The sequence below is a fragment of the uncultured Erythrobacter sp. genome (assembly GCF_947492365.1).
GTDB lineage: Bacteria > Pseudomonadota > Alphaproteobacteria > Sphingomonadales > Sphingomonadaceae > Erythrobacter.
In genome coordinates this window covers 540392-565195 of the sequence record NZ_CANLMB010000002.1, presented here as the reverse complement: position 1 = coordinate 565195, position 24804 = coordinate 540392, and the positions used below count along the sequence as shown (strand labels likewise).

The following is a 24804-nucleotide window of genomic DNA, read 5'->3' as shown; positions in this document are numbered from 1 at the left end:
GTGAAAGTTGACACATTGCCCACGCCGAAACCGGCATTCGCGCAGTGTTTTCAGAGCTTTGGGGAGAAAGTCAATTTCTTAAACAGGCGGCCTGCGCGTTCCAAGTCCAGCCCGATCAGCCTAGCCATCGACCCCCTAGCCATCGACAAGCGCGTAATGCGCAGGCGGCTTGATCACGTCCATGCGTTCGGACAGCAGCGGGCGGAAGCTCGGGCGGCTCTTGAACACAGAGTACCAGCCGCGCGACTGTTCGTGCCCGGCCCAGTCGATCCCGCCAAGGTAGTCGGCCACGCTGATCTGCGCGGCGGCGGCAAGGTCGGCAAGGCTCATGGTCGATCCGGCCAGCCACGGGCGGTTGTCGATCAGCCAGTCCATATAGTCGAGATGCCCGTGCGCCATCCGCATCGCTTCGCGCAAAGCGCGGCTGTCGGGCGGTTGGCGCAGCACGATGCGCTTCTTCATCCGCTCCAGCAGCAGCGGGGCGGTGACATCGTTGTAGAAGTTCTCGTCAAACAGAGCGACCAGCCGCCGGATCTCAGCCCGGGTGGTCGCGGTGCCGTTGATCATTGGCGAGGTGTCGATGGTCTCTTCGAGATACTCAGCGATCGCGCGGCTATCGGCGAGCGTGATCCCCTTCTCCTCGTTCACGAGAACCGGCGTGCGGCCAGCGGCGTTGAGGTTGAGGAAATGGTCGGAGGCCGCCCAGGGGTCCTCGCGCACCAGATCATAGGCAACGCCCTTCTCGCCCATCAGCAGCCTGATCTTGCGCGAAAAGGGACACAGGGGGAATTGGTAGAGTTGCCACATCGTGTCCGTCCTATTGCCGCAAGTGCGAAGACGAATCCAGCGCTCTCACAGACCCGCGGCCTCCTTCATCAACAGGCAGGCTGGCATCATCGCCTCAACCCGCAGCGCGCCATCGGCATTGTCGAGCTTGTCGACCTCGGCAAAGGCCAGATCCAGCACGTCGCCCTGCTGCAGCTGCGCCTGCTCCATCAGTGCGGCGAGCGACTGAACGAAGAACTCGCGCCCGCCATTGGTTTCCATGTCGTCATAGGGCGCACCGCGCGCATCGCCTGCCTTCTGCCAGCGGGACACAACCGCAAAGGCAATCGCGCAGCGCGGCGCGGCGGACTGCTCGATCGGCAGCTCATCGAAGGACGCGATCGCGGGCGCGGCGGGAGTCTCGGCGGTGCCGGTAGAGGGCGCGGCAGCCTGAAGGGCGAGCGGTGCCGCAATCGCAGCGAGGAAGAGCGAGGTCATGCCTCTTCCTATAGGCGCGCAGATGAACCGCTGGCTACGGGAATGCGAGAGAGGGTCGCGCATGAACTGCCAAGAACACTCTTGTGGAGCCGCTGGCGCGCCCCTACCTCACAGAGACAGGTTTCAAACAGGAGACTCAAACCATGCTCAATCACGTGATGATCGGTTCGAACGATATCGAACGGTCCAAATCCTTCTACAATGCGGTTCTCGGCGTGCTGGGCGCGGGCGAGCCCTTCGCCCATGTCAACGACACCGGGCAGACGCGGCTGTTCTACAACCACAATGGCGACACCTTCTCGATCAGCGAGCCGATCAATGGCGAGCCGGCCAATGTCGCCAACGGCTTTACCATCGGCCTGAAATGCGATTCGCTGGAGCAAATCCAAGAGCTTCATGATGTCGCGGTCGCCAATGGCGGCACCAGCATCGAAGACCCTCCCGGCCCGCGCGAGGGCAGCATGGGCGTGATGAACCTGTGCTACTTCACCGATCCCGACGGCCACAAGGTCTGCGGCATCCACCGGCCTTCTTGATACGTGCGGGACGGGCCTCCGCCCGTCCCTTGGCCGTAGCCACCCGCGCCCTCCACCCTTCCACCCGGATTGTGTCCCGGTAGGCTCCGGGTGGAAGGGTGGAGGGCGCGGGTGGCTACGGCACGCGAGCATTAGCGAGCCGCAAACAAACGGCTACCGACTCAGCTCAAATACCGCGAACTCAGCGCGCCAGTTTGCCCCGATGGGTGAAATGGCGCGCTCATTCGCAAAGAACCACCGCCGCTCGATCACCGCGCCTTTGGCAGTGGCGAGGTCGCAGAAGTCCTCAACGGTGACGTGGTGAATGTTCTCGGTCTCGTACCAACTGACCGGAAGCGCGCGCGTGACCGGCATCCGCCCGCCGAGCAGCAGCGCGGTTCGGGTGCGCCAATGGGCGAAATTGGGGAACGAGACAAAGGCGCGGCGGCCCACCCGCAGAAGCTCGTCCAGCATCAGGTCCGGCCGTGTTGCGGTCTGGAGCGTCTGACTCAGGATCGCATAGTCGAACGCCTTGTCGGGATAGTCGGCAAGGTCGATATTGGCATCGCCCTGCACTACCGAAAGCCCGCGCGCGACGCAGCGCTCGACCAGACTCCCGTCAATCTCGATCCCGCGCACATCGCATTGCTTGTCGGCTTCGAGCACACCCATGAGCCCGCCATCGCCGCAGCCGATATCGAGCACGCGCGATGCGGGCGCGACATGGTCGGCAATCGCCGCGAGGTCAGGGCGCAGGGTTGAGTTTGGGCTCTGGCTCATTCGACAAACCCCCGCACCACGCGGTCGAGCTGTTCGTGTTCGAGCAGAAAGCTGTCATGGCCGTTGGGCGCGCTCAACTCGACGAAGCTCACCTTCGCTCCGGCTGCGTTAAGCGCGTGGACAATGTGCCGGCTCTCGGCAGTGGGGTAGAGCCAGTCGCTGTCAAAGCTCACCAGACAGAACCGCGCGGTGCTGTCTGCAAAGGCATTGGCGAGCTTGCCGCCATGCTCTTCGGCAAGATCGAAATAGTCCATCGCGCGGGTGATATAGAGGTAGGAATTGGCATCGAAGCGGCGGGTGAAGCCGCTGCCCTGATAACGCAGATAGGACTCGACCTGAAAGTCGGCGTCGAAACCAAAACTCTTGGACGTGCGATCCTGCAAGCGCCGCCCGAACTTCTCCGTCAGCCCTTCTTCGGAAAGGTAGGTGATATGCGCCGCCATCCGCGCCACCGCCAGGCCGTTGTCGGGGCTGGCCCCGCTCGCGTAATAGTCTCCCTCGCCCCAGGCCGGGTCCGCCATGATCGCCTGCCGGCCAACTTCGTGAAACGCGATGTTCTGCGCCGAATGCCTTGCGGTGGAGGCGACCACCAGCACCCGCGCCGCGCGCTCCGGCCAGTTGGCGGCGAGGCTAAGCGCCTGCATCCCGCCCATCGATCCGCCGACAACGCTGTGCAGCTGCTCGATCCCCAAGCCGTCAAGCAAGGCGACCGTCCCGCGCACCATGTCGCGGATCGTGATGACGGGGAAGCGCATCGCATAGGGAGCGCCGTCCGGTCCCTCGCTCGCCGCCGGACTCGCGGGCCCGGTCGAGCCCATGCAGCTGCCAATCACATTGGCGCAGATGACGTGAAAGCGGTCCGTATCAATCGGCTTACCCGGTCCGACCATTCGCTCCCACCAGCCCGGCTTGCCGGTCACGGGATGCTCGCTCGCCACATATTGATCGCCGGTCAGCGCGTGGCAGATCAGCACCGCATTCGACTTGTCCGCTGCCAGCTCGCCATAGGTCTCATACGCGACCTGCGCGCTTTCGAGCGCTTGCCCGCTGTCGAGCGGGAGCGCGTTGGGAAGCTGATAGACCTTCGAGGCGGGGGCGGCATTCATCGGGTGAGCGGATTGGGCGAGCTATGATGCGAAGTCAATTGGCCGAGATCATATGGGGTGTTCTTGCAGCAGCGAAGCGGTTATCGCCGCGCGCGATATGACTGCTCGCACCAAACCCGCTCCGGCCCCGAAGCCCTACATCCTCGGCATCCACGCCTATGTGCCCGGAAAGGCGACGGCGAGCGACGGGCGCGCGCTGGTCAAACTGTCGGCGAACGAGAACCCGCTGGGCACCAGCGCGGCGGCTTTGGCGGCGCTGGAAGCAGCGCGCGGAGAAGCAGCGGGCTACCCCGATCCCGACGCGAATGCTCTGCGTGCAGCATTGGCCGAGCATCACGCGCTCGACGCAGAGCGGATCGTGTGCGGAACCGGCTCGGACGAGCTCCTCAACCTCGCCGCCCAAGGCTTTGCAGGCGCGGGCGATGAGGTGCTGTTCAGCCGCCACTCCTTCGCCGTTTATGACATCGCGGCACGGCGCTGCGGCGCTAGCGTTGTCGAGGTGCCGGACACGGACTTCACCGCTGATGTGGATGCGATGCTGGCGGCTGTGACGGAGCGAACCCGCGTCGTCTTCCTCGCCAACCCCAACAACCCGACCGGCACCTGGCTCGCGCCCGCTGAAGTCGAGCGGCTGCATGCTGGCCTGCCTTCTGACGTGCTGTTGGTGGTCGATGAGGCCTATGCCGAATATTGCGCGCCCGAGGTCCAGCGGGTCGGCTTCGACCTCGCCGCCGCGCATGACAATGTGCTGGTCACGCGCACCTTTTCCAAGATCCACGGTCTTGCCGCTGAGCGGGTCGGCTGGGCGACCGGCGCGCCTGCCTTGATCGACGTCCTCAACCGGATCAGAGGGCCGTTCAACGTGACCGTCAGCGGGCAGAAAGCTGCGCTCGCCGCGCTAGGCGACACCGATTTTGTCGAGCACAGCCGCTCGCACAATTCCGCAACACGTGCACGCTTTGCCGAAGCCATGGCTGCGCTGGGCAATCATGGGATCAGCACGGTGCCGAGCGAGGCGAACTTCGTGCTCGTGCGTTTCGAGGGCGAGGTGAAAGCCGAGGCCGCGCTCGATGCTCTGGCCGAGGCCGGATATGCCGTGCGGCATTTGCCCGGACAGGGTCTGGGCGATGCCTTGCGGATTACCATCGGGACAAGCGAAGATATGGCGAAAGTCACCGCGACCTTGCGCACCCTATGCGGGGAAGCGGCATGAGCGTCCGCAATGTCGCGATAATCGGGCTGGGTCTGCTTGGCGGCTCGATAGGCCTCGCGGTTAAGGAACACGCCCCGCAAATCACAACCACCGGCTATGACCGCGATCCAGACGTGCGCGCCAAGGCTGCCGAGTTGGGCCTTGCAGGAACCATCTGCGACAGTGCGCAAGAGGCCGTGCGCGAGGCCGATTTGGTTGTTCTATGTGTGCCGGTCGGCGCGATGGAAGAGGCTGCGCGCGAGCTTGCCGGGCATCTCAAAGACGGCGCGATCATCTCCGATGTCGGCTCGTCCAAGCAAAGCGTCGCCGAAGCGCTCACCCGCGCGCTGCCCGGTCACACGATCATTCCCGCGCACCCGGTCGCAGGCACGGAGCAGAGCGGGCCGGACGCCGGTTTTGCCTCGCTCTTCACCAATCGCTGGTGCATTCTTACCCCGCCAGAAGGTGCCAATGAGGCCGCCATCGCCAGCCTGTCAGAGTTCTGGTCTGCTCTCGGCGCGAATGTCGAATTGATGGACGCAGAGCACCACGATCTGGTCCTCGCTGTGACCAGCCACATCCCCCACCTCATCGCCTTCACCATCGTCGGTACGGCGAGCGATCTGGAAGAAGTCACCCGCTCCGAAGTGATCAAATATTCCGCAGGTGGCTTCCGCGACTTCACCCGCATCGCCGCCTCCGATCCGGTGATGTGGCGCGACGTGTTCCTCTCCAACAAGGGCGCGGTGCTCGAAATGCTCGGGCGCTTCACCGAGGATTTGACCGCGCTGCAACGCGCGATCCGATCTGGCGATGGCGAGACCTTGCACGAACTCTTCAGCCGCACCCGCACCATCCGCCGCGCGGTGATCGAAGAAGGGCAAGACGATGATCGCCCCGACTTCGGGCGCGAGGATCATTTATGATTTGTGTTCGCCCCTCCGGGCGAACTCCTCGCTAGACGCGCATCAAAGATGCGCCCGCTGCGGACGGGCGGTCGCCCTTGCGGCCCGCTGTCGCGGACCGACCCATTCCAAGCCACGAATGTTGTTCCTGATCCTTGGTCACGGCAGTCAAAGCCCGACCGGGCGCCCGCAGCGGGTGCGGCTTGCCGCACGTCTAGCGAGGACGTGGGCGCGGATGCGTCCACGCAAACAAAGACTCCGCGGAAACACACATCGGCCTGTCCACTAAGCGCTAGCAGCCACCGAGCCACTATCACTCACACTCTCACCCCGGTTCAACGCATTAATCGCCCGGTGCACGCGAGCTTCGGCTTCGGCGCGGGGGAGGCCGGCGGGGATCATCTCGCCGACGCGGTAGGTGATCGTGCCGGGTCGCTTCACGATTCTGTGATAGGTCGGCCCGCTATCCACCGCGATTGGCACGACCGGCAGGCCCAGCAGCTTGTAAATACCGGCAAAGCCCGATTGCAAAGGCGGCTCTGCGCCGTGTTTTACCCGCGTGCCTTCGGGGAAGATCACCAAGGGGCGGCCTTCATTGATGCGCAATTTGGCGGTCGCGATCATATTGCGCAGCGCCTTGGCCCCCTTGTCGCGGGCGACGGGCACCAGCCCGTAGATCTTGGCGGAGTAACCCCAGCCCGGGATCCAGAACAGCTCCTGCTTGGCAAAGACTGTCGGGAAGGAAAAAAGCCGCGGCATGTCGATCGCTTCAAAGAAGCTCTCATGCTTGACCGCGATCAGAACCGGCTCGTCCGGGATCACCCCTTCCTGCACGATCTTGATGTCGAGAATATTCTCGACGCACCAGTGATGCCACCGGCCCCATAGCGCGACGACCTTCTTCAGCCGCTCGCGCCCGAACGGGATCGCCAGCACCGATGCCACGACAAGGCAGGCGCTGAACCCGTAGAAGAGGGGGTAGTAAATCAGACTGCGAAGATAGGCCAAGACTGCCTCAAAACCCCAAAAGACCGGCCGCGAAACTGGCGATCAGCTTGTGGTATTCAAGGAACAGGCTGGCAAGGCTCGGCTCGGAAGGCACGGCGTCCCGCACCACTTTTACGTTGGATGGAATTTTGCGGTGCAATTCGTTGGCCGCGCGGCGCATGTGCCAGTCTGTTGTGACCAGCCGCAGCGAGGTGATTGCATTGGCTTCGACCCATTCTGCGGTTTCGGTGGCGTTGCTACGCGTATCGACTGCGCGGAAGCCCAGCGTGATGCAGCAATCCATTCGCGCTTCGTCCACTTCGAATTCGGCGGCGAATTCTTCCGGCGTGACTTCGGGATCAACGCCGGTGACGAGCATTTGCGTCGCCAGACCCTGATCGAGCACCTCGAGCCCCTGCGCGATCCGCCCCGCGCCGCCGGTGGGCACGATAACCGCATCGGTCGTCAGTCCGTCTGCCGGTTGCGGCAGCGAGACAGCGAACCACAGGAAGCCGAGCGCCCATACGAGCACAGTGCCGGAAAGGAGGTAGCGGATGATCTTCATGGGCCTACAACATCGACCTTAGCGCAAAGCCGATGGTTATGCGCCCTGTTATGAGCGCCAGCAGAACGCCGCCGACAGGAATCGCGGCGATCACCAGCCAGTCTGCCCAGTCTAGCCCCCCTCCGCCGACCATTCCGCTATCAAGCGCGGCAAATTGCATGCCGAGCAGCCAGACCGCGCCCAGCCCCAGCAGCAGGCCGACAATCGCGCCAAACGCCGCATCGCGCAGCACCGAGCGCTGGAATATCCTGGTGACCTGCGCGTCGGTTCCGCCCAGCAAGTGGATGACCTCCACCGTCTCGCGGTGATTGGAAAAGGCGGTGCGCGCCGCCAGCCACACGGCCGCTGCAGTGGCAAAGGCGATCAGCGCGATCAGCACGAGCGCGAGATATTGCAGCGCGGCGAGCGCATCATAGACCGGACGCAGCCATTCTGACTGGGCATCAACCCGCGTGCCCTCGACCACAGAATCGAGCGCGGCCTGCAATTGGGCGACTTCGTCTGCCGAGGCGCGGCGCGACAGTTCGACATCGATCAGCGCAGGTATCGGCACATCGCCGCTCGCCGCATTGGCGCCCAGCCATGGCTCGAGCAATTCAGCCAGCTCCGCCTCGGGCACCACGCGCACCGAGGTGACAAGCGGGTGATTGCCCAGCGCCTGCGCGGCTGCATCTGCACTGGCCGCGCGTATTTCGGCGTTCGCTTCGACAATCTGCACCGTCACTGCGCCCGACAGGTCCGCGCGCGCATTCTCCGCCAGATTGCGCAGCGCCAATCCGCCCGCTGCGGCGATCACGACCAATGCGATCAGGATTGCGATCACCCAGGGAATAGGCCCGCCAAAGCGTGTTGGCGGCAGCAGTTTTGCGTTGCCCATACGCTTGGGAGCAGTGTTCTGCGGAGCCTTTTCAGCACCCTCTTCGGGTTGTGGTGGAGCGTCGGTCATGCGCTGCCTCCACCGGATTTGGTGCCCGAGGATTTCGAAGCGGGTCGCGGAGGATAGCGCAGCGCGCCGGTCGGATCGGAAAGCTGGCCCTTATTGAGCCGCATGATCAGCGAATCGGGCACTTTCTTGAGCAAGTGGACATCGTGGGTCGCCACGATGACGGTTGTGCCCACGCGGTTGTTGAGCGCTTCGAACAGGCGCAGCAGCTTGAGCGCCATTTCCGGGTCGACATTGCCGGTCGGCTCGTCAGCGATCAGCATTTGCGGCCGCGCGATCACCGCACGCGCAATCGCCACACGCTGCTGCTCCCCGCCTGACATGGTCGCAGGGATGGCATGCGCGCGGTGCGACAGGCCAACCCAATCGAGCATGTCGGACACCGCTTTGACCACGCGGGTTTCATCCGTTCCTGCCAGCCTGAGCGGAAGCGCGACATTGTCGAAGGCCGAGAGGTGCTGAACCAGACGGAAGTTCTGGAACACCACGCCAAGCCTTCGCCGGAAATCGGGCAGGCGCTGGCGCGGCAGAGTGATCATGTCCTTGCCGAACATCCGGATCGCCCCGCGCGAAGGGCGCTGCGCGAGATAGAGCAGCTTGAGCAGGCTCGTCTTGCCCGCACCGCTGGCACCGGTGAGGAAGTAGAAACTGCCGGGATAAAGCGTGAAGCTGAGATCGCTCAACACTTCAGGATCGGTGCCATAGCGCAGGCCGACATTGTCGAATTTTACAATCTCGGCTGGCCGGTCATTCATGGCGCGGATTTATCAGCGGGATTCCCTCGGGGAAAGGGCGAAGGCACCGCTTTGCCCCCTCAATTCGCCGCTTGCGCACAATATCGGCGCGGTAATGTGGAAAAAGCGCGCAATTCGGGACAGAGCGCGGCGCCTCCCCTTGTCTGCAAGCCGCCGCTGGCACATGCATCAAGCGCAATGATCATATCCTGCCCAGCCTGCGGAACACGCTATGTCGTGCCCGAAACCGCAATTGGCGGCGACGGTCGCACTGTGCGCTGCGCCAAATGCAAACACAGCTGGTTTCAGGATCCGCCACCGCTCGATCTGACACAGCAAGCAGAAAGCCCCGCGCCGAGCCCGACACCTGCTCCGGCGCCAACGGAGCCAGAGCCGCAGGCCGAAGCACCCGATCCGGCAGCGGCTCCCTCAGTCAGCCACTGGCGCACCGGCGACCATGCGCAAACCGCAACGCCTAGCGAACCGTCCTATCAGGGCTTTGAAAGCGGCGGCGCTGTCCCGGCGGGTGCGGACGAAGAACCGCCTGCGGCTGAGGCAGAGCAAGAGGAGAGCGAGGAAGACTTCGCGCCCGGCGTCGATCCGCTTGCCGGCGAAAGCTCCAGCGAGAGCTACGACGAGGATCCCGACTACAATTTCGACGAAGGTTATGATGAGGACGAGGGGTCGAGCTTCGATTACTCCCCGCCATTCTCGCGCCGCCGCAATTCGCTCAAAATGTGGACCATTGCCGCGGCGGTTTTTGCAGCTTTGGCAACCGGCACAATCGTCGCGGTCAATTATTACGGCCTGCCCGACTGGCTGCCGATCCAGCGGCCGACCTTTGGCATCGGTCAGGCTGATCTTGAACTCGATTTTCCCGACACCCAGCAGCGCAAGGAGCTGCTCGAATCGGGTGAAGAGATATTCCGGGTGCGCGGAAGCATTTCCAACACCGGTCAGGAAAGCGTCAGCGTGCCCAGCCTGCTGGTCGTCTTCCGTGACGAGCGCGAGCGCAATGTCGGCAACTGGGTTGTGGTTCCGTCAAAGCGTGAACTTGCACCGGGCGAGAGCCTGAATGTGACCGAAGCGATCACCGATATCCCGCCTGCCGCAAAGGCAGCCTATATCGGCTGGGCGCCCAACTGATCGCATCTGCACGATTGCGCGATCAAAGAGCTTGCGCGCATCACAGCCCCTTGCTAGAGGCGCGCGCCTACCGAGGGGAGCGTCGCTGACGCCTCCCATCACCCGAGTGCGGTCGTGGCGGAACTGGTAGACGCGCAACGTTGAGGTCGTTGTGGGCTAACGCCCGTGGAAGTTCGAGTCTTCTCGACCGCACCATTTCTCTCAAAGCTGGATAAACACGCTAGGAAAGCCGGCATGGCTGGGCCTATGGGTGTGCGCAGGCATTTGGGGAAAGAAACGCGTGAAATCGGGCAAGTCACCGCATGAATCCTATTATATGGGCGATCTGTTTGGCGAGCTCGCCTATGCGGACGAGGTTGAGACCAAGCCCACAATCACTGCGCTCGTCCCTGGATTGCTGATCGCAGGGATCGCCGCAATGGCGGCGGCTTTCTTGAGTGCCACCTATAGCTTCCCGCTAATGCTCGCCGGATTGCTGCTGGGCTTTTCGATGAGCTTTGTTGCCCAGGATGCGCGCACGCATGCTGGCTTTGATTTTGCCTCGCGCACATTGCTGCGGGTCGGGATCGTCCTGCTGGGCCTTCAAGTCACGCTTGGGCAGATCATGGAGATGGGCCTCACCCCCTTTGCCGCGCTGATCGCGGTAATGGTAGCTGCGCTGCTGGGTGCAGTTTTGTTTGCGCGATTGCTGGGCGAGTCGCGCGAAGCGGGCATTCTTGCAGGCGGCGCGACCGCGATTTGCGGGATTTCCGCCGCGCTCGCGCTGTATGGCGTGATCGGGGACAAGCGCATTTCGCATACCCAGTTCACCATCACCTTGGTCGGCATCACAATTGCGAGCGCGATTGCGCTCACCACCTATCCGCTGGTCGCCACCTGGCTTTCATTGAGCGATGAGCAGGCCGGTTTTCTGACAGGCGCAGCAATCCATGATGTCGCGCAGGCGATTGGCGGCGGCTATGCGATTTCCGATGAAGCCGGAACGGTCGCAGCGGTGGTCAAGCTTGCGCGGGTAGCCTTGCTCGCCCCGCTGGTTGCTCTGCTGGCGCTGTTTCTGGCTGCAAAAGCCAAGGGCGAAGCAGGAGCGGCGGCAAGACCGCGCTTCGCGATGCCCGGTTTCATCCTGCTGTTCCTCGCCGTGCTTGCCGTGAATTCATTCGTGCCGGTCCCTGAGCAAATCACCAGCAGCGGCCTGATCGCGTCAAAGGCTATGCTGCTGATCGCGGTTATATCAACCGCGATGCGATCCGAACTCGGTCTGATCATGCAAGCCGGGTGGCGCACTTTCGCCCCGGTGATTGGCGCGACCTTGACCTCTTTTGCAGCCGCGCTGGCGCTGGCTTACTTCCTGATCTAGCTCAGATCACCCAGTCAAAGTGGCTTTCCAACTCGTCGAGCTTGGCGATGTCAGCGCGGTTGGTGACCATCGAGCGATAGAGGCGGCGGATCGTGTCGCTGCCGGTCCGCTCGCACAGCCACGGGAACACCGCATGGACAAGGCAGGCAAAGCCGCCGGAAAGCATCGCCACGCCAAAACCTGACGCGTGAGCGAAATGCTGGCCATAGGTTTCGCCGATACTGGCCGGATGCTGGGTAAAGATTTTCATCAGTTGGTCCCGAAAGTTTCTAGCGGGCAGCACAAGTGCCCGCGCTGGATCAAGCGCAAGCCAATGGCACAATTCGGCGCGCGTCTGAACCCCTGATGGTTGCGGCTGCAGGAATGATCTTGATCGCGTTCGATGATGACTGCGCAAAGCCGCTTTCGCTTGCGCTTGCCGCTATGCTAGTCCGGACAGCCAAATTGCCGGAGAGCCCCAACATGAAGACCAGAGCCGCCGTCGCTTTCGCTGCCAAACAGCCCCTCGAAATTGTCGAGCTAGATCTCGAAGGGCCCAAAGCCGGTGAAGTGCTGGTCGAGATTATGGCGACCGGCATCTGCCACACCGACGCCTACACGCTGGACGGGTTGGACAGCGAGGGGATTTTCCCGAGCGTGCTTGGCCATGAGGGCGCAGGGATCGTGCGCGAAGTGGGTGCAGGCGTTACTTCGGTCGCGCCCGACGATCACGTCATCCCGCTCTACACGCCCGAATGCCGTCAGTGCAAAATGTGCCTGTCAGGCAAGACCAATCTGTGCAGCGCGATCCGTGCCACGCAGGGTCAGGGCCTGATGCCCGATGGCACGTCGCGGATGAGCTATAAGGGCGAGACGATCTACCATTATATGGGATGTTCGACCTTCTCGAACTTCATCGTCCTGCCCGAGATTGCGGTCGCCAAAATCCGCACCGACGCGCCGTTCGACACCAGCTGCTATGTCGGTTGCGGCGTCACGACCGGCGTCGGCGCGGTGGTCAACACCGCCAAGGTTCAGCCGGGTGACAATGTGGTGGTGTTCGGTCTGGGCGGGATCGGCCTCAACGTGCTGCAGGGCGCGAAGATGGCGGGTGCTGACCGGATCGTTGGTGTCGATATCAATCCGGCGCGCGAGGAATGGGGCCGCAAGTTCGGGATGACCGATTTCGTCAACCCCAAGGACACCTCGGATGTTGTCGCGCATCTGGTCGAGATGCTCGATGGCGGCGCGGACTACACGTTCGACTGCACCGGCAACACCGATGTGATGAGGCAGGCGCTGGAATGCTGCCACAAGGGCTGGGGCACCTCGATCATTATCGGCGTCGCCGAAGCGGGCAAGGAGATCGCCACTCGGCCCTTCCAGCTGGTAACGGGGCGCAACTGGCGCGGCACGGCGTTTGGCGGAGCCAAGGGCCGCACCGATGTACCCAAGATCGTCGACTGGTATATGAACGGCAAGATCGCAATCGACCCGATGATCACCCACAAGCTCAGCCTGGAAGAGATCAACAAGGGCTTCGACCTGATGCATGCAGGCGAGAGCATCCGCAGCGTGGTGGTTTACTGATGACCGCGCCAGCTAAGGTCACCCTTGCGGACAAGTTCGCGCTGTTCTCCGACCATTGGGCGCCGCGTCTGGCCGCGCATTACAACGGCAACGAAGTGCGGCTGGCAAAGATAGATGGCGAATTTCACTGGCATCATCACGCGGATACCGACGAGCTGTTTCTGGTGATCGAAGGTGAGCTCGACATGGAATTCCGCGATCGGACCGAGACGATGCATACCGGCGATCTGATCGTGGTGCCGCGCGGGGTCGAACACCGTCCCTGCGCACGCAAGGGCGAGGTCAAGCTGCTGGTCATGGACGCAGATGGCACGCCCAATACCGGCGATGAAGCCACCGCTTTCACTCCGATAGAGGTCTAGAGCAGAATGGCCGACAATCGCTTCCACCCCGAAGCAGGCGGCCTTGTCCCGCATATGGGGATCACTCTGGTCGATGAAGGCGAAGGCTGGTTGGAGGCGGAAATGGTGATCCGCCAGCATCACCTGCGCTCAGGCGCGAATGCGCTCCATGCAGCCAGCATGATCGCGCTTGCTGACAGCGTCTGCGGCTTTGCGGCCGGGCAGGTCCTGCCCAAAGGCGCAAAGGGCTACACCACCATTGAGCTCAAATCGAACTTCCTCGGCTCAGCGAGCGAAGGGACATTGGCGGGAAGGTCACAGGCCGATCATCTCGGGCGCACCACGCAGGTCTGGACATCAACCGTCACACACCGCGAAAGCGGGCGCAAACTCGCGCTGTTCCGCTGCACCCAGATGATCCTGTATTAAAGGCTAGCGCCGCTCAAGCAGGTGGTAGATCTGCGCGCGCAGCTCTTCGGGATAATCGGCCGAAATCTGCGCATATTCCTCATCGCCATAGAACCGCCGAAGCACCTGCTCTGACGCCGAGAAATATTCGATGGTGGAGATCAGAAGGTAAATCCGCGCCAGTTTGATCGAACGCGGCAGTTTCGCCATTCCGGCAACGGCATCAAGCGCTGCGATAATTTCATCAAGATAGGTCCGGAAGAACCATTCCTCAGGCGGAGCATCGCGGCGCTGGTCGTCCAGAATCTCACGCATCAGCACTTTGGAATCAAGCGGGTTCGCGCGCGCGGCCGTGTAAATGCCAAGGATGATGTCCTCAAACTGCTGCTCTGCCGATTTGGCCGGATCGACCCCAGCCCGCATCGCTGCCAGCAGCCGCTCGGCAATCGCTTTGAGCACCGAGCTGTAAAGGTCTTCCTTGCGCTTGAAATGATACAGCAGCGCCTGCTTGGTCAGTCCGACCTCGCCTGCGATCTGCGCGATGCTTGCGCCATAAAACCCGCGATCGGCAAATTGCCGATGCGCCGCTGCAAGCAGTTTTTCGCGCGTATCATCTTGCGCGTCCTGAAGTGTTTCTACGACCATCAACTGCCGATAGAACAAAATGTGCCGTTAAAAAAGCCAAGCGGTGCTCGAGCAGGAGTATTGGCTTCGCTCGCGCTCATGCCGGTGACTTCGCCAAAGATAATAGTGTGATCGCCTGCGACAAATTCAGACCAGCGGCGGCATTCGAAATGGCAAAGCGCGCCGTCGATGATCGGCAAGCCGCCATCGCTTTGCACAAAATCGTCGACGCGCAGCAAAGTGTCGCCGCGCGCGGCATAGCGGCGGGCCAGTTCGGCATGATCGTCTGCCAGAATGGAAACCGCAAAGCGCTCGCAATCATTGTAGAGATCGAACTGGCTCGCATCGTTCTGGATGCTCCAGCACACCAGCATCGGATCCAGCGACACCGACTGGAAGGAGTTCACCGTCATGGCGCTCACCCCCTGCTGGCCAGAAGGGACCGAGATCACGCACACGCCGGTGGTGAACAGGCCCATCGCGCGGCGAAACTCGCGCTGCACTTCATCAGTGCTGGCAGATTTTGCCGGCTGAATATTGTGCAAGGGAAACTCCGGCGGTGGCATAATGTGCAGAAAAGAGAATGGGGCCTCGCCCCGGATAATCAAGAAAGGCGTTCGGGCACAGGCGCAAGATTGTCAATAACGCCCCGGCAATCGCCAGGCCTGACTACCAAAATCACTGTTGCCCGAAGCGCCGCGCGAAGACACACAATGCGGGCCTTAACCGATCCAAGGAAACCGCAACCGATGACGAAGCCTGCAAAACCGGTCACCCGCACAGTCGCGGTCAACGGGATCAGCCTTGCTTTTAACGAATGGCGCGGGGCGGCGGGCAATCTTGAAGCACCGCTGCTGATCGCCCACGCGACCGGATTTCATGGCCGCTGCTACAGCGCGATTGCCGAGGCTTTTCCTGACCGGCGGGTTATCTCGCTCGACCTGCGCGGGCATGGCCGCAGCACAGGCGGGCCAATCGACAGCTGGCGCACGATTGTGGAGGATGTGAGCGCGTTTCTGGATCAATTGCGCATTCGCGGCGCGGTTGGCGTGGGGCACTCTATGGGCGGGCTGACTTTGGCTCAATGCGCGGCTGATAACGGGCCAGCATTCAGTAAGCTGGTTCTGTTCGATCCGGTCATCCTCGCGCCTGACTATTACGTGGAAGGCTCGGAGCTCTTCACCCCCGACGCGCCCCACCCCGCGATCCGGCGCAAGCGCGACTTTGCCTCCCCGCAAGCGATGATGGAACGCTTTGCTGCGCGCGATCCCTATGCCCTGTTCGAGGCCCGCGTGTTCGAGGATTACTGCCAGCACGGCCTCACCGAAGACGGCAAAGGCGGCTACGTCCTGGCCTGTTCGCCTGAAATGGAAGCAAGCGTTTACGGGTCCAGCCGCAGCAATGTCGGCATTCACGACGCGGTCGCTTCGATCGAGATTCCGGTGCTGGTGGTGCGCGCCAAGCAGACCAAGCTCACCGATTTCAAAAGCTCGCCAACCTGGCCGCTTCTGGCATCAACCATGTCCAAGGGCGAAGATATGCCGCGTCCCGACAGAACGCATTTCCATCCGTTTGAAGACCCCGCCGATGCGGCGCGGATTATTGCGGAATTCGCCGCGCGCTAGGCTGGTCTGACGACTTCGAGCAAGTCGGCGATGTCACGCCGGGCTTGCCGCAGATCGACCGCTTCGCAGCGTGACAAATTGCGCGCGATCGTTGCTGACAATCCGCCATAGAACAGCCGCATTGCCTCTTGCAGCGGGTTGTCATCGCTCACTCCGCGCGCCAGCGAGACGAGGATGCCATGCGCGCGGGCCAGCGCATCGCGCGGCGAAGTGGCAGGCTCGCGCTCAACACAAACCAGCGCCTGCGCCAGTGCCGCGCTCGCCTCTTCGAGGCAGATTACGGTTAGCTCTTCGCCCGAAGATGCCTCGATCCGCGCATCGAGGTCGACGCGGCGATAGGCATCGGCCGGTTTGCGCGCGAGCATCTGCATCAGTTCGATCCGTTCCAAGCTTCGATCTGCTGCTGCAGGAAGGTCAAGGTCGATTGCGAGGAGGAGATCTGGCGCTCGGCGGCGACCAGTTGGCGGGTCAGGCGCAGGCGCAAATCTTCCTGTTGCTCAGAAATCTTGGTCAGGCGCTCGTCATTGCGCTCGATCTGGCCTTCATAACGACCGAGCGAGCCGCCCAGCGACCCCGGATCGGTGGTCAGCGTGTTGTCGCGCGCCAGCCCGTCAATCGTCGCGAAGACGCCGAATGCGCCGGTGGTGAACATCGCTGCCGCGCCATCGGGGCTGGCGGCCAGCGTCTCAGCAAGACGCTCGGTATCGAGGCTGAATGTGCCATCGCGATTGGTAGTAAGGCCGAGATCGGCGAGCGTCGAAGGCTCACCTTCGGCAGCGGTCGGCATCACGGTCTCGCTGGTCAGCCGGGCGAGGTCGCGCTTCAATTCACGCGCGCCCGGATCATTGGCCAAAGTACCGCCAAAGGCCGCCGCTTCATCGTTCAGCAGTCCCGCAAGGTCGTTCAATGCGGCAACGAAATCGTTCATCACATCGGTGATCGCGCTGGTGTTGTTGGAGAACGAGATAGAGGTCGGCGCATCCACATTGGTCGCGGTGAGACTCAGCGAGATGCCTTCGGGCAGGCCGGTAATCGTGTTGCTCGAACTGCTCAGGGCTACGGTGTCGAATTCGTAGAGTGCGTCCTGCGCGCCCTGCCGCAGCTCGCCCGCATCGCTGGAGGGGTCCCATGAGAGATAGGACAGATCGCCCGGCTGCGCGAGAGGCAAGAGCGCGCTGCTCTGCCCGTCGAGAACAAAGCCATTCGTCGCGCCATCCTCGCCCTTCACCACCAGCTGCGCGCCATTGGTGCCATTGGCGACATAGGCATCGAGCTTGCCGCCACTCTCGGTCGAAATCTTGCCCGCCAGCGTCTCGAGCGTGTCGCTCGCATCAACGGTGATGTTGAGCGCGCTTTGCGAGGTGTCTTCGGTAAAGCTGGCGCCGTTCACAGTGCCAAAGCGGATATTGAGCGTGCCTTCGCCGACCAGATCGCCGGAACCGGTATAGCTTTGCGAAACGAGATTCTGCCCCTGCGCCAGCTGCGACACTTCGAGCGAATAGGTGCCCGTCGGGCTGATCCCCGGCGTGGTAGAGACGCTGGCAACCGCAGGATTGCCGATAGTCGCGCGCGGCGAAAGGTCGCCATTGCGCACTCTGTCACCCAGAGCGCTCGAAAGGCTGGTCAAGGCATTGCGCAGGATCGAGGCGGAGGAAATGCGCGCTTCGAGCGATTCATTACGCTGTTCCAGATTGCTGCGCTGGAACGAGAAGGTCGCTTCAGAAAGGTCGCTAGCAAGCTGGAGGAAGTCAACGCCGCTGCCGCCGCCGAGTGCCGAGATGATTGAAGAGCCGGGATTATCCATGGCTCATAGGACGGCCTTTGCCGCGAGGGATTAAGAGGTTTCCGGCAGCTTTCCGTCGGCATCGAAGCGCAGGTCTTCGGGCACTTCGACGCGCGGCTCGACCGGACTGTCACCGCGCTTCAGCGACAGGACAAATGCAACCAGCGATGCGATGGCGAGATAGAGCTCTTCGCGCACCATCTGGTTGGCGCGGGTGGTGAAGTAGAGTGCGCGGGCGAGCTGCGGGTAATGCAGCACCGGCAGCCCCGCCTCGCTTGCCATTTCGCGCATCGCCATCGCGGTTTCGCCGCGCCCTTTGGCCAGCACGATGGGGGCAGGAGCCCGCAAGGGATCATAGGTTAGCGCGACCGCAAAATGCATCGGATTGACCACCACAAATTGCGCTTCCTTCATCGCACTTGCGACGCTGCCGCGAGCATAGTCGCGCTGGCGCTGTCTGCGCGCCATCTTCATTTCGGGTGAGCCTTCGGTTTGCTTGTTCTCGTTCTTGAGATCCTGATGGCTCATCTTCAGGCGCTTGTTGCGCTGGAACATTTGCAGCGGGTAGTCGATCAGCGCGATCACCAGCAGGCCGATCACCAGCATTCCGATCAACGTCACCAGCCCGTCCCAGGCAAAGGCGATTTGCGCGCCCAATGTCCCGCGCCCCAGCCCCAGAATATTGTCCATGTTGAGCGAGACCCAATAGGCCGCAATCCCGCCCAGCAGGCCCAGTTTGAGGATCGACTTACCCAGCTCGATCACGCCTTGAATCCCGAAAATCCGCTTGAGACCGGCGAGCGGATTGATCCGCGATCCCTTGGGCTTCAGGTTTTGGGGGACCCACCGCCCTTCGCCCAGCAGCATTTGCGATCCCACCGTTATTGCAATCACCGCAAGGCCAAGCGCGAAGATCGGCGGCAATATCTCGCCCGCGGCCTGAGCGAACTGGGTGCCGGGCGTGAACTGGCCGATCTCGAAGCGAAAGCTTGCGCGCGCCACATTCTGCATGCCTTCGAACAGCCACGGACCGATCATCAGCAACATGAACGTGCCGGTCGCCATAGCGGCTGCGGTCGAGACTTCCTTGGACCGCAAAGTGTCGCCCTTGAGCGCAGCGTCGCGTTTCTTCTTCGGAGTTGGATCAAACCTTTTTTCGCCGGTTGATTCCTCGCTCATCGTAGGCCTCCGCCGCCGATCAACGCTCCGGTTTGCTCGATCGTCACATTGAGCAGCGCGATGAACTGCTCAACCACAATCGGCATCACGATGATGAGCGCGGAAATGCCGGCGAGCACGCCCGCAGGCAGGCCAAGCGCGAACAGGTTGAGCGCCGGGGCGGAGCGTGAAATCGTGCCGGTGATGGTCTGCACGGTCAGCAGCACCAGCACCACGGGAAAGGCAATCGCAGCCGCTGTGGCAAAGCCGTATCCGGCAAAGCCGACGATATCGAGCAGCGCCAGATCGCTCACCGCAAACGATCCGGCGGGCAGCACGCGGTAGCTTTCGATCACCAGCTCGAACCACAGCAGATGCCCGCCAATCGCGTAGAACAGCAATGTGAGGATGAGCGCAAAATAGGTGCCCAGCGCGCCCGATTGCGCGCCGCTCGACGGATCAATCGAGGTCGCAATCGCCAGGCCCATTGTGCCCGCAATCTGCTCGGCTGCAATCAAGGGTACGGCAAAGGCGATCTGCAACATGAAGCCGAGCGCCGCCCCGATCACAATCTCCTGCACAATCGCCAAAAGCGCAGCGAAGCTGAGCATTTCGGGCACTTGCAGCGGCGGTCCCCAGCTGGCGATAAACACCGCAAAGACCAGCGCGAGAAGCGCGCGCAGCTGCGGCGGGATAGTCATGCCGCCGATCATCGGCGCGGCCACCAGCGCGGCTCCGCAGCGGATCGAGAGGAACAGCATTTGCCACAATTGTTCCTCCAGCCCGCCAAAGCCGAGATCGAGGACGTTCATCGCGCGCCCTGCCGCCTCAGGCCGAAATCTGCGCGATCTGGGCGAATATCTCGCGCAGAAAATCACCCAACAACGCCATCATCGTCCCGCCCAGCAAGATAAAGACAAGCGCGATAATCCCGAGCTTGGGCACAAAGGTCAGCGTCTGTTCGTTGACAGAAGTCGCGGCTTGAATGATCCCGACCAGCAGGCCCACAGCCAGCGCAGACAGCAGCACCGGGCCAACGATCAATGCGGTGACCCAAAGCGTCCGGTCGGCCAATGCGAGGAGTTGTGCATCTTCTGTCATCGCGGTCCCCTCACGCAAAGCTCATCGCAAGGCTGCCCATCAGCAGTGCCCAGCCATCGACCAGCACGAACAGGAGCAGTTTGAACGGCAGCGAGATGATTGTCGGCGACAGCATCATCATGCCGAGGCTCATGAGAACGCTCGCCACCACAAGGTCGATCACCAGAAAGGGCAGGAACAGCATGAAGCCGATCTGGAATGCGGTTTCGAGCTCGCTGGTGACAAAGGCGGGCATCAGGATCGAGAAGGGTATGTCGTCAGGGTTTTCGAACAGGCCGACACCGGCGATGTCGGCAAACATCACAAGGTTCGCCTCGCGGGTCTGGGCGATCATGAAACCGCGCATGGCCTCGCCCGCTGCCGCAATCGCCGCATCGGCGCTGATTGTGCCAGCGGAGTAAGGCTCAATTGCCATCGCGTTCACCGCTTCGATTGTCGGAGCCATGACGAACATCGAGAGGAACAGCGACAGCCCCACCAGCACCTGCATCGGCGGAGAGCCTTGCAGGCCGAGCGCCTGACGCAAGATCGACAGCACCACCAGGATGCGCAGAAAGCTGGTCATCATCAGCACAATGGCTGGCAGCAATGAGAGCAGGCTCATCACCAGCAGCAGCTGGATCGAGAAGCTCAAAGGAGCGTCTTCGCCTGTCCCTTCAGAACCCAACGCGCGCTCGATTGCGCCGCCAATCCCAGCCGGTTCAGCTGTCGCCGCAACCGCCGCGTCGGGCACGGCAAACATGGTTAACGCGGTCAGGCCCAGCAGGCTTATGGTCAGAAAGCGGCGCATCATCACTGCGTTTCGATTTCGCTTGGCTGCACGGATGCTTGGGCCTCGCCCAGCCGCACCAGCCCGCCGCGCGAACAACCCAGCAATATCTCCCGGTCGTGGAAGCGCACCACCGCCAGCTTGAGCCCCGGCGCGACCAGACTTGTCTCCACCAGCTCAATCCGCTTGCCGCTTGCCGCAGCGCCGACCATCCGCGTCTGGAGGTAGCGCGTGAGCCGCAGACTGCCCCAGATAAGCAAAGCCAGCAGCGGCAGGAGCAAAGCCAGGCGGAGGAAATATTCGACCATCATTGGACGGCGTCCGTCGTCTCTGGTTCGACCGGCGCATTGCCCTTGCCAACTTGCATGCCCGATTGTTCATCGCCGACAAGGCTGACAATCCGCAATGCAAAGCGGCCATCCTGCGCGATCACTTCACCGCGCGCGATGACTTTTCCATTGGCGGTCACGTCGAGCAATTCGTCGGTCAACCGGTCAAGCGGCACAACACTGCCCTCTCCCAGCGCGAGCACGTCTTTGAGCGGCATATCGGTGCGGCCAAGCTCGACCGACAGGCGGACGGTCACTTCGCCGAAGCGATGGATCGCGGGGTTAAAGGCGTTCATGCGGAAAACTCCGGTGAGGGGCTGGCGGTTCCGGGACGAGGTGAATGCGCGAGCCGCGTCACCCGCAGCGCCATCCGGTTTTCAAGCGTGCCGAGCGCCCCATGCGCCAACACTTTCTCACCCATCCGCAGTGGCAGTTCGCCAGCAATGGCAAGCGGGATTTCATCGCCGGGTGACAGGCTATCGAGCCGCCCCAGCGTGACTTCAAATTCGCTCAGAACCGCTTCGACAGGCATCGGCAGTTCGGCAAATGCGCCGCTGGTCCCGTCGCTGGGCAGGTGCGGGCGGGCCATAGGCATTGCCCCGCCTGCCTCACCGGGAAGCAGCCCATCGAGCCGGTCATTGCCAACTGCGAGCAGAAACTTCCATTCAGTCTCGGCGCCCATCTGGACATTGAGCGTGAAGACCGCGACCTGCGCTTCGGCGCTGAAAGGCTTGAGGCGCGCGGCGTTTTCGCTGAGCACCAGCACATCGCTGTTCACCTGAGGCGAGGACCCATTGGTGGTCACAATGCTCTGAGCAATCATCGCTGCGCATTGCTCGGCCAGCATCGCGGCCGAGCGCGGCAATTGCGCGGGCACTTCGTCAGGCAGAGCGCCGGTCCCGCCGAAAGAGGCATCAGTGAGCGCAATCGCTGTCGCCAGATCGAGCGAGAGCAGCATTGTCTGATCGCTGTCACCGCAGCGCAACAGACTGTTCACCGCGATCGGTCCGATCCGGTCAAACACATCCTTGCCCGGCAGCATTTCGGGTTCGCTGAGCACGGCCTTCAGCTTGCCGCCCGAAAACAGCTGCGCCAGTTCCTGTGACAACTCATTGCCCAGATCGCGGCACCATGCGGAGATCGTTTCCGCGCGCTCTTCAGGGCGCGGCCCGCGCCATGTCAGTTCGGTGCAATGCTGCGCCACCGGGCGCGCATCGGCAAAACTCTCGGCAAAGGCTCCGGACATATTCATTGAACGAGGAACCCCTTGAAATGAACCGAATCGATCCCGCCAAAGCCCTCGTTTTCCTCAAGCACCTGATTGATCGCGACTGTCAGCCGTTCGGACAATTCGTTCTTCCCCTCGACCGTGTAGATCGGCCCCTCGGGCGTGGCGGCAAGCTGGGCGAGGATGGCTGAGCGGATTGCGAGCTCGTGGTTCTGCACCCACAAGAGCACCCGGCCGTCGCGCCGCGTGGACACCGCAATATCGACCTGGATCAGTCCGGGTGAATCGGCGAGGTTGGAGGTGAAAGTCTCGTCAAAGCTGTAATAGGCGGTGCGGTATTCACTCCCCCCTTCGCCGTGAACGATGCCAGCCGGATCACTCGTGGCGCTGTTTTCGGGTAGCGCGTAAGGTTCGCCCTCACCCTTGCGCACATATTCGGGAAAGTCGGGGCCGCTTGGTCCCTGTTCGCCGATCAGGCCTGCGGCAAACGCGCCATAGGCACCGCCTGCCCCGATGCCGAGCAACAGCACCGCGAAGATTACCATTTTCAGCATTCCGCCCTTGGGCTTATCGCCCTCCGCGGTATCTTCGGCTGCCTTTGCCATGCTCAATCAACTCCTTGGGCCCAATTCGATCCTTGGCCCGGTCCTATGCAAAGACATCGCCGCCGCCCGGATCCTGTTCGCCGCTAATCGCAGCGCCCGGTGATCCCTGAGCTGGCCTGTCTTCGTCTCGTGCCCCCATTTGCTCCCGGTATGGTTGCGACGAGCCTTGACCCGACCCTGTGGAAGACCCGTAGCGGGCATCCGATTGGGCATTGTTGCCCGAAGCCGAACTGCCTGCATTTTCCGATCCGCGCTGTGATCCAGCCGGGCTGCTATCGGAGGTCTGGCTCAATGCGCGCTCTGCCAGAGCTGCCTGCACCGCCGGGATGAAGCCGGGGTCGCGATTGGCGATTGTCGCGCGCAGGTCGGACCCGGAGGCTTCGATCTGCATCCGCACCGCGCCGAAATCCTGATGGCGGACAGTCAGTTCGGGGCGCGACTTACGCCCCGTTTCGCGCGCTTCGGCGAGCTGGTTGATCGCCGACTCAAGCTGGGCGCCGCCATCGGTTCTGGCGGCATGCTCCGCTGAATGCACCGCGGCTGGCGCGGTTGGGGTGACGGCTGTCGGTGCTGCTGCCGCCTGTGCCGCAGCGGGAGCGGTGGGAGCGGGACCTTGGGATTGTGCGGGCACGGGCGGCAGATCAGCTCCATTGGCGCTCCCTGCCGGAGGGCTGGCGGAGGCAAGACCCGAAATGGCCTCGGCGCGGTTGGGCGCTGGCATAGCTGACGCTGGCTCCGCATCGATTGCGCGACTTTCGGCAATCGGAGCGGTGCGCTGGGCCTCGGTCTTAGCAGCCGCTTCGCGCAACAGCGCCGCCGGCACAGGGTTCAGAATCGCTTCGGTGCGCGCGGGCTGAGCAGAAGGCGCGGCGGGTGCGACTTCTGGCGCAGCGCCAACGGGGGCACTTGGCGTCGCGGCTGGATTATTGGCCGGGGCGGCGACGCGATGTGCCTCTCGATGTGCCTCGCGATGTGCCTCACGATGTAGAACCGGAGCGGATGCTGGAGCAGGGCTTGTTTTTGCAGCCTCGCCCATATCGCGGTGAGCCTCGCGGATCGATGGTTGCTGTTGATCTGACGTGTTTGGCCGGTGTTGCACGTCTCCATCACCATGCCGCTCCAGCCCCGTGGATCGAGCCGCATTGGCCGGTAACGCGGTGTCTTGCTCCACGACTTGAGCGGCGCTCATTTGCGGCTTCGCAGCGACAATCGAGGTCTCACCGCGCGGCGGCAAAGCGGGGGTGGAGGCCATCTCACGCGGAGAAGCTGCCTCGCGCACAGGCGAGAACTCGCCAGCCAAGGGCGTTGGCGATTGCTGGGCTAAAGGCGCGTTTGCAGCCATTGCTGCGCGCGGCACGTCATCGCCGACGGGAACTTGTGATGTGTGTCGGTGCGAAGCAGGCACAATAGCCTCGCCTTCCGGCAAAGCACGGGGATTCTGCACCACTCGAAGCGCGGGCTCCGCGACAATCGGCGAGGTGTCTGCGTTGGCTTTGGGTGCAATTGGCGCCTTGTCTGCCGGGAACGTCCAGCGCAGCAGATCATTTTCCGCTTCGGGAAGCGGCTGCTCGGCAGGGGCAGTTTTCGGCTCGGCCAAAGCGGGTTCGACCCAAATCTCAATTGCCGGATCACTCACCGCCAGCCCCTTGATCGGCAAAGTCTTTCCGCCTTCCGGCAAGTCCATGCCTGATTTTGCCGTCTCGCGCGGGAACGGCGATGCCACGAAAACTTCGCCGTGAGCCTTATCGGTCGGCGGAATGTCTGGACTTTG

Annotated in this window: 31 protein-coding genes and 1 tRNA gene; 10 read left to right on the top strand and 22 right to left on the bottom strand. The window is 62.5% G+C overall.

Going from position 1 to position 24804, the window contains the following annotated elements; genetic code table 11:
* Positions 1-135: 135 nt before the first annotated feature.
* Positions 136-807: a glutathione S-transferase family protein gene (locus Q0887_RS14055; protein ID WP_299196482.1), complete on the bottom strand. Its 672-nt coding sequence runs from the start codon at positions 805-807 to the stop codon at positions 136-138.
* Between the two features lie 45 nt (positions 808-852).
* Positions 853-1263, bottom strand: a complete 411-nt coding sequence (locus Q0887_RS14050; protein ID WP_299196479.1) for a hypothetical protein — start codon at positions 1261-1263, stop codon at positions 853-855.
* Between the two features lie 143 nt (positions 1264-1406).
* On the opposite strand from Q0887_RS14050, the gene Q0887_RS14045 reads away from it, so the two are divergent.
* On the top strand, positions 1407-1799 hold the full coding sequence (locus Q0887_RS14045) for a VOC family protein (RefSeq protein ID WP_299196477.1): 393 nt from the start codon (positions 1407-1409) through the stop codon (positions 1797-1799).
* Positions 1800-1952: 153 nt separating this feature from the next.
* Here Q0887_RS14045 and metW read toward each other — a convergent pair whose 3' ends face one another.
* Together metW and Q0887_RS14035 are read right to left on the bottom strand one after the other, a co-directional pair.
* Complete coding sequence (metW, locus tag Q0887_RS14040; protein ID WP_299196475.1) at positions 1953-2558, bottom strand: methionine biosynthesis protein MetW; 606 nt, start codon at positions 2556-2558, stop codon at positions 1953-1955.
* Positions 2555-3664, bottom strand: coding sequence for a homoserine O-acetyltransferase (locus Q0887_RS14035; protein ID WP_299196473.1), 1110 nt, complete (start codon positions 3662-3664; stop codon positions 2555-2557). Before Q0887_RS14035 ends, metW begins: the two co-directional genes overlap by 4 nt.
* A gap of 97 nt (positions 3665-3761) precedes the next feature.
* Between Q0887_RS14035 and hisC the strand changes: the two genes are divergently transcribed.
* Together hisC and Q0887_RS14025 are read left to right on the top strand one after the other, a co-directional pair.
* A complete protein-coding gene (gene hisC / locus Q0887_RS14030; protein ID WP_299196471.1) occupies positions 3762-4877 on the top strand; it encodes a histidinol-phosphate transaminase in 1116 nt (371 codons plus the stop codon).
* Positions 4874-5782 carry a prephenate/arogenate dehydrogenase family protein gene (locus Q0887_RS14025; RefSeq protein ID WP_299196469.1) on the top strand — a complete coding sequence of 303 codons (909 nt, stop codon included), beginning with the start codon at positions 4874-4876 and terminating at the stop codon, positions 5780-5782. The genes hisC and Q0887_RS14025 overlap by 4 nt, the downstream gene beginning before the upstream one ends.
* A gap of 264 nt (positions 5783-6046) precedes the next feature.
* On the opposite strand, the gene Q0887_RS14020 is transcribed toward Q0887_RS14025, so the two are convergent.
* The 4 genes from Q0887_RS14020 to ftsE are packed head-to-tail and all read right to left on the bottom strand — an operon-like array spanning position 6047 to position 9011.
* The gene (locus Q0887_RS14020) at positions 6047-6769 is read right to left on the bottom strand and encodes a lysophospholipid acyltransferase family protein (RefSeq protein WP_299196467.1); all 723 of its coding nucleotides are present in this window, start codon (positions 6767-6769) and stop codon (positions 6047-6049) included.
* A 7-nt stretch (positions 6770-6776) separates the two neighbouring features.
* On the bottom strand, positions 6777-7313 hold the full coding sequence (locus Q0887_RS14015; RefSeq protein WP_299196465.1) for a YdcF family protein: 537 nt from the start codon (positions 7311-7313) through the stop codon (positions 6777-6779).
* Between the two features lie 4 nt (positions 7314-7317).
* Positions 7318-8259: an FtsX-like permease family protein gene (locus tag Q0887_RS14010; protein ID WP_299196463.1), complete on the bottom strand. Its 942-nt coding sequence runs from the start codon at positions 8257-8259 to the stop codon at positions 7318-7320.
* The gene (ftsE, locus tag Q0887_RS14005) at positions 8256-9011 is read right to left on the bottom strand and encodes a cell division ATP-binding protein FtsE (protein WP_299196461.1); all 756 of its coding nucleotides are present in this window, start codon (positions 9009-9011) and stop codon (positions 8256-8258) included. Before ftsE ends, Q0887_RS14010 begins: the two co-directional genes overlap by 4 nt.
* 177 nt (positions 9012-9188) lie before the next feature.
* Here ftsE and Q0887_RS14000 point away from each other — a divergent pair, with 177 nt between their 5' ends.
* From Q0887_RS14000 to Q0887_RS13990, 3 genes are all read left to right on the top strand, one after another.
* Positions 9189-10136 (top strand): zinc-ribbon domain-containing protein, encoded by a 948-nt coding sequence (locus Q0887_RS14000; protein ID WP_299196459.1) that lies wholly within the window; start codon positions 9189-9191, stop codon positions 10134-10136.
* Positions 10137-10244: 108 nt separating this feature from the next.
* Positions 10245-10331, top strand: a tRNA-Leu gene (locus Q0887_RS13995).
* Between the two features lie 85 nt (positions 10332-10416).
* Positions 10417-11493, top strand: a complete 1077-nt coding sequence (locus tag Q0887_RS13990) for a putative sulfate exporter family transporter (RefSeq protein ID WP_299196456.1) — start codon at positions 10417-10419, stop codon at positions 11491-11493.
* 1 nt (position 11494) lies between these two features.
* Here the strand turns inward: Q0887_RS13990 and Q0887_RS13985 are convergent, their stop codons facing one another.
* Positions 11495-11743, bottom strand: coding sequence for a DUF6356 family protein (locus tag Q0887_RS13985; RefSeq protein WP_299196454.1), 249 nt, complete (start codon positions 11741-11743; stop codon positions 11495-11497).
* Positions 11744-11955: 212 nt separating this feature from the next.
* On the opposite strand from Q0887_RS13985, the gene Q0887_RS13980 reads away from it, so the two are divergent.
* The 3 genes from Q0887_RS13980 to Q0887_RS13970 are packed head-to-tail and all read left to right on the top strand — an operon-like array spanning position 11956 to position 13832.
* A complete protein-coding gene (locus Q0887_RS13980) occupies positions 11956-13062 on the top strand; it encodes an S-(hydroxymethyl)glutathione dehydrogenase/class III alcohol dehydrogenase (protein ID WP_299196452.1) in 1107 nt (368 codons plus the stop codon).
* Positions 13062-13424, top strand: coding sequence for a cupin domain-containing protein (locus Q0887_RS13975; protein ID WP_299196450.1), 363 nt, complete (start codon positions 13062-13064; stop codon positions 13422-13424). Before Q0887_RS13980 ends, Q0887_RS13975 begins: the two co-directional genes overlap by 1 nt.
* Positions 13425-13430: 6 nt before the next feature.
* Positions 13431-13832: a PaaI family thioesterase gene (locus tag Q0887_RS13970; RefSeq protein ID WP_299196448.1), complete on the top strand. Its 402-nt coding sequence runs from the start codon at positions 13431-13433 to the stop codon at positions 13830-13832.
* A 3-nt stretch (positions 13833-13835) separates the two neighbouring features.
* Here the strand turns inward: Q0887_RS13970 and Q0887_RS13965 are convergent, their stop codons facing one another.
* Positions 13836-14456 carry a TetR/AcrR family transcriptional regulator gene (locus Q0887_RS13965; protein ID WP_299196446.1) on the bottom strand — a complete coding sequence of 207 codons (621 nt, stop codon included), beginning with the start codon at positions 14454-14456 and terminating at the stop codon, positions 13836-13838.
* Positions 14456-14980 (bottom strand): flavin reductase family protein, encoded by a 525-nt coding sequence (locus tag Q0887_RS13960; RefSeq protein WP_299196444.1) that lies wholly within the window; start codon positions 14978-14980, stop codon positions 14456-14458. Before Q0887_RS13960 ends, Q0887_RS13965 begins: the two co-directional genes overlap by 1 nt.
* A gap of 204 nt (positions 14981-15184) precedes the next feature.
* On the opposite strand from Q0887_RS13960, the gene Q0887_RS13955 reads away from it, so the two are divergent.
* Entirely contained in the window at positions 15185-16060 is an 876-nt protein-coding gene (locus tag Q0887_RS13955; RefSeq protein WP_299196441.1) for an alpha/beta hydrolase, read from the top strand.
* Here Q0887_RS13955 and Q0887_RS13950 read toward each other — a convergent pair.
* Genes Q0887_RS13950 through Q0887_RS13900 form a run of 11 tightly spaced genes read right to left on the bottom strand, consistent with a single transcriptional unit; the run spans position 16057 to position 24756 of the window.
* The gene (locus Q0887_RS13950; RefSeq protein WP_299196438.1) at positions 16057-16449 is read right to left on the bottom strand and encodes a hypothetical protein; all 393 of its coding nucleotides are present in this window, start codon (positions 16447-16449) and stop codon (positions 16057-16059) included. The two genes, Q0887_RS13955 and Q0887_RS13950, sit on opposite strands and share 4 nt — an antisense overlap.
* Positions 16431-17864, bottom strand: a complete 1434-nt coding sequence (gene fliD / locus Q0887_RS13945; protein ID WP_299196436.1) for a flagellar filament capping protein FliD — start codon at positions 17862-17864, stop codon at positions 16431-16433. Before fliD ends, Q0887_RS13950 begins: the two co-directional genes overlap by 19 nt.
* Before the next feature lie 30 nt (positions 17865-17894).
* Positions 17895-19022: an EscU/YscU/HrcU family type III secretion system export apparatus switch protein gene (locus Q0887_RS13940; RefSeq protein ID WP_299196433.1), complete on the bottom strand. Its 1128-nt coding sequence runs from the start codon at positions 19020-19022 to the stop codon at positions 17895-17897.
* On the bottom strand, positions 19019-19813 hold the full coding sequence (locus Q0887_RS13935; protein WP_299196431.1) for a flagellar biosynthetic protein FliR: 795 nt from the start codon (positions 19811-19813) through the stop codon (positions 19019-19021). The genes Q0887_RS13940 and Q0887_RS13935 overlap by 4 nt, the downstream gene beginning before the upstream one ends.
* A 16-nt stretch (positions 19814-19829) precedes the next feature.
* On the bottom strand, positions 19830-20102 hold the full coding sequence (fliQ, locus tag Q0887_RS13930) for a flagellar biosynthesis protein FliQ (protein ID WP_299196429.1): 273 nt from the start codon (positions 20100-20102) through the stop codon (positions 19830-19832).
* A gap of 10 nt (positions 20103-20112) precedes the next feature.
* Positions 20113-20844, bottom strand: coding sequence for a flagellar type III secretion system pore protein FliP (fliP, locus tag Q0887_RS13925; protein WP_299196779.1), 732 nt, complete (start codon positions 20842-20844; stop codon positions 20113-20115).
* A 50-nt stretch (positions 20845-20894) separates the two neighbouring features.
* Complete coding sequence (locus tag Q0887_RS13920; RefSeq protein ID WP_299196428.1) at positions 20895-21182, bottom strand: flagellar biosynthetic protein FliO; 288 nt, start codon at positions 21180-21182, stop codon at positions 20895-20897.
* Positions 21179-21496: a flagellar motor switch protein FliN gene (fliN, locus tag Q0887_RS13915; protein ID WP_299196427.1), complete on the bottom strand. Its 318-nt coding sequence runs from the start codon at positions 21494-21496 to the stop codon at positions 21179-21181. Before fliN ends, Q0887_RS13920 begins: the two co-directional genes overlap by 4 nt.
* Positions 21493-22452, bottom strand: a complete 960-nt coding sequence (locus Q0887_RS13910; protein WP_299196426.1) for a flagellar motor switch protein FliM — start codon at positions 22450-22452, stop codon at positions 21493-21495. The genes fliN and Q0887_RS13910 overlap by 4 nt, the downstream gene beginning before the upstream one ends.
* On the bottom strand, positions 22449-23033 hold the full coding sequence (locus Q0887_RS13905; RefSeq protein WP_299196425.1) for a flagellar basal body-associated FliL family protein: 585 nt from the start codon (positions 23031-23033) through the stop codon (positions 22449-22451). The genes Q0887_RS13910 and Q0887_RS13905 overlap by 4 nt, the downstream gene beginning before the upstream one ends.
* A gap of 43 nt (positions 23034-23076) precedes the next feature.
* Complete coding sequence (locus Q0887_RS13900) at positions 23077-24756, bottom strand: hypothetical protein (protein ID WP_299196423.1); 1680 nt, start codon at positions 24754-24756, stop codon at positions 23077-23079.
* Positions 24757-24804 lie beyond the last annotated feature (48 nt).

Excerpts from the sequence above, each read along its gene's own strand:
- Q0887_RS14055 (WP_299196482.1), bottom strand. The coding sequence starts at position 807 with ATGTGGCAACTCTACCAATTCCCCCTGTGTCCCTTTTCGCGCAAGATC.
- Q0887_RS14050 (WP_299196479.1), bottom strand. The coding sequence starts at position 1,263 with ATGACCTCGCTCTTCCTCGCTGCGATTGCGGCACCGCTCGCCCTTCAG.
- Q0887_RS14045 (WP_299196477.1), top strand. The coding sequence starts at position 1,407 with ATGCTCAATCACGTGATGATCGGTTCGAACGATATCGAACGGTCCAAA.
- metW (WP_299196475.1), bottom strand. The coding sequence starts at position 2,558 with ATGAGCCAGAGCCCAAACTCAACCCTGCGCCCTGACCTCGCGGCGATT.
- Q0887_RS14035 (WP_299196473.1), bottom strand. The coding sequence starts at position 3,664 with ATGAATGCCGCCCCCGCCTCGAAGGTCTATCAGCTTCCCAACGCGCTC.
- hisC (WP_299196471.1), top strand. The coding sequence starts at position 3,762 with ATGACTGCTCGCACCAAACCCGCTCCGGCCCCGAAGCCCTACATCCTC.
- Q0887_RS14025 (WP_299196469.1), top strand. The coding sequence starts at position 4,874 with ATGAGCGTCCGCAATGTCGCGATAATCGGGCTGGGTCTGCTTGGCGGC.
- Q0887_RS14015 (WP_299196465.1), bottom strand. The coding sequence starts at position 7,313 with ATGAAGATCATCCGCTACCTCCTTTCCGGCACTGTGCTCGTATGGGCG.
- Q0887_RS14010 (WP_299196463.1), bottom strand. The coding sequence starts at position 8,259 with ATGACCGACGCTCCACCACAACCCGAAGAGGGTGCTGAAAAGGCTCCG.
- ftsE (WP_299196461.1), bottom strand. The coding sequence starts at position 9,011 with ATGAATGACCGGCCAGCCGAGATTGTAAAATTCGACAATGTCGGCCTG.
- Q0887_RS14000 (WP_299196459.1), top strand. The coding sequence starts at position 9,189 with ATGATCATATCCTGCCCAGCCTGCGGAACACGCTATGTCGTGCCCGAA.
- Q0887_RS13985 (WP_299196454.1), bottom strand. The coding sequence starts at position 11,743 with ATGAAAATCTTTACCCAGCATCCGGCCAGTATCGGCGAAACCTATGGC.
- Q0887_RS13980 (WP_299196452.1), top strand. The coding sequence starts at position 11,956 with ATGAAGACCAGAGCCGCCGTCGCTTTCGCTGCCAAACAGCCCCTCGAA.
- Q0887_RS13975 (WP_299196450.1), top strand. The coding sequence starts at position 13,062 with ATGACCGCGCCAGCTAAGGTCACCCTTGCGGACAAGTTCGCGCTGTTC.
- Q0887_RS13970 (WP_299196448.1), top strand. The coding sequence starts at position 13,431 with ATGGCCGACAATCGCTTCCACCCCGAAGCAGGCGGCCTTGTCCCGCAT.
- Q0887_RS13965 (WP_299196446.1), bottom strand. The coding sequence starts at position 14,456 with ATGGTCGTAGAAACACTTCAGGACGCGCAAGATGATACGCGCGAAAAA.
- Q0887_RS13955 (WP_299196441.1), top strand. The coding sequence starts at position 15,185 with ATGACGAAGCCTGCAAAACCGGTCACCCGCACAGTCGCGGTCAACGGG.
- fliD (WP_299196436.1), bottom strand. The coding sequence starts at position 17,864 with ATGGATAATCCCGGCTCTTCAATCATCTCGGCACTCGGCGGCGGCAGC.
- Q0887_RS13940 (WP_299196433.1), bottom strand. The coding sequence starts at position 19,022 with ATGAGCGAGGAATCAACCGGCGAAAAAAGGTTTGATCCAACTCCGAAG.
- Q0887_RS13935 (WP_299196431.1), bottom strand. The coding sequence starts at position 19,813 with ATGAACGTCCTCGATCTCGGCTTTGGCGGGCTGGAGGAACAATTGTGG.
- fliQ (WP_299196429.1), bottom strand. The coding sequence starts at position 20,102 with ATGACAGAAGATGCACAACTCCTCGCATTGGCCGACCGGACGCTTTGG.
- fliP (WP_299196779.1), bottom strand. The coding sequence starts at position 20,844 with ATGTTTGCCGTGCCCGACGCGGCGGTTGCGGCGACAGCTGAACCGGCT.
- Q0887_RS13920 (WP_299196428.1), bottom strand. The coding sequence starts at position 21,182 with ATGATGGTCGAATATTTCCTCCGCCTGGCTTTGCTCCTGCCGCTGCTG.
- fliN (WP_299196427.1), bottom strand. The coding sequence starts at position 21,496 with ATGAACGCCTTTAACCCCGCGATCCATCGCTTCGGCGAAGTGACCGTC.
- Q0887_RS13910 (WP_299196426.1), bottom strand. The coding sequence starts at position 22,452 with ATGAATATGTCCGGAGCCTTTGCCGAGAGTTTTGCCGATGCGCGCCCG.
- Q0887_RS13905 (WP_299196425.1), bottom strand. The coding sequence starts at position 23,033 with ATGGCAAAGGCAGCCGAAGATACCGCGGAGGGCGATAAGCCCAAGGGC.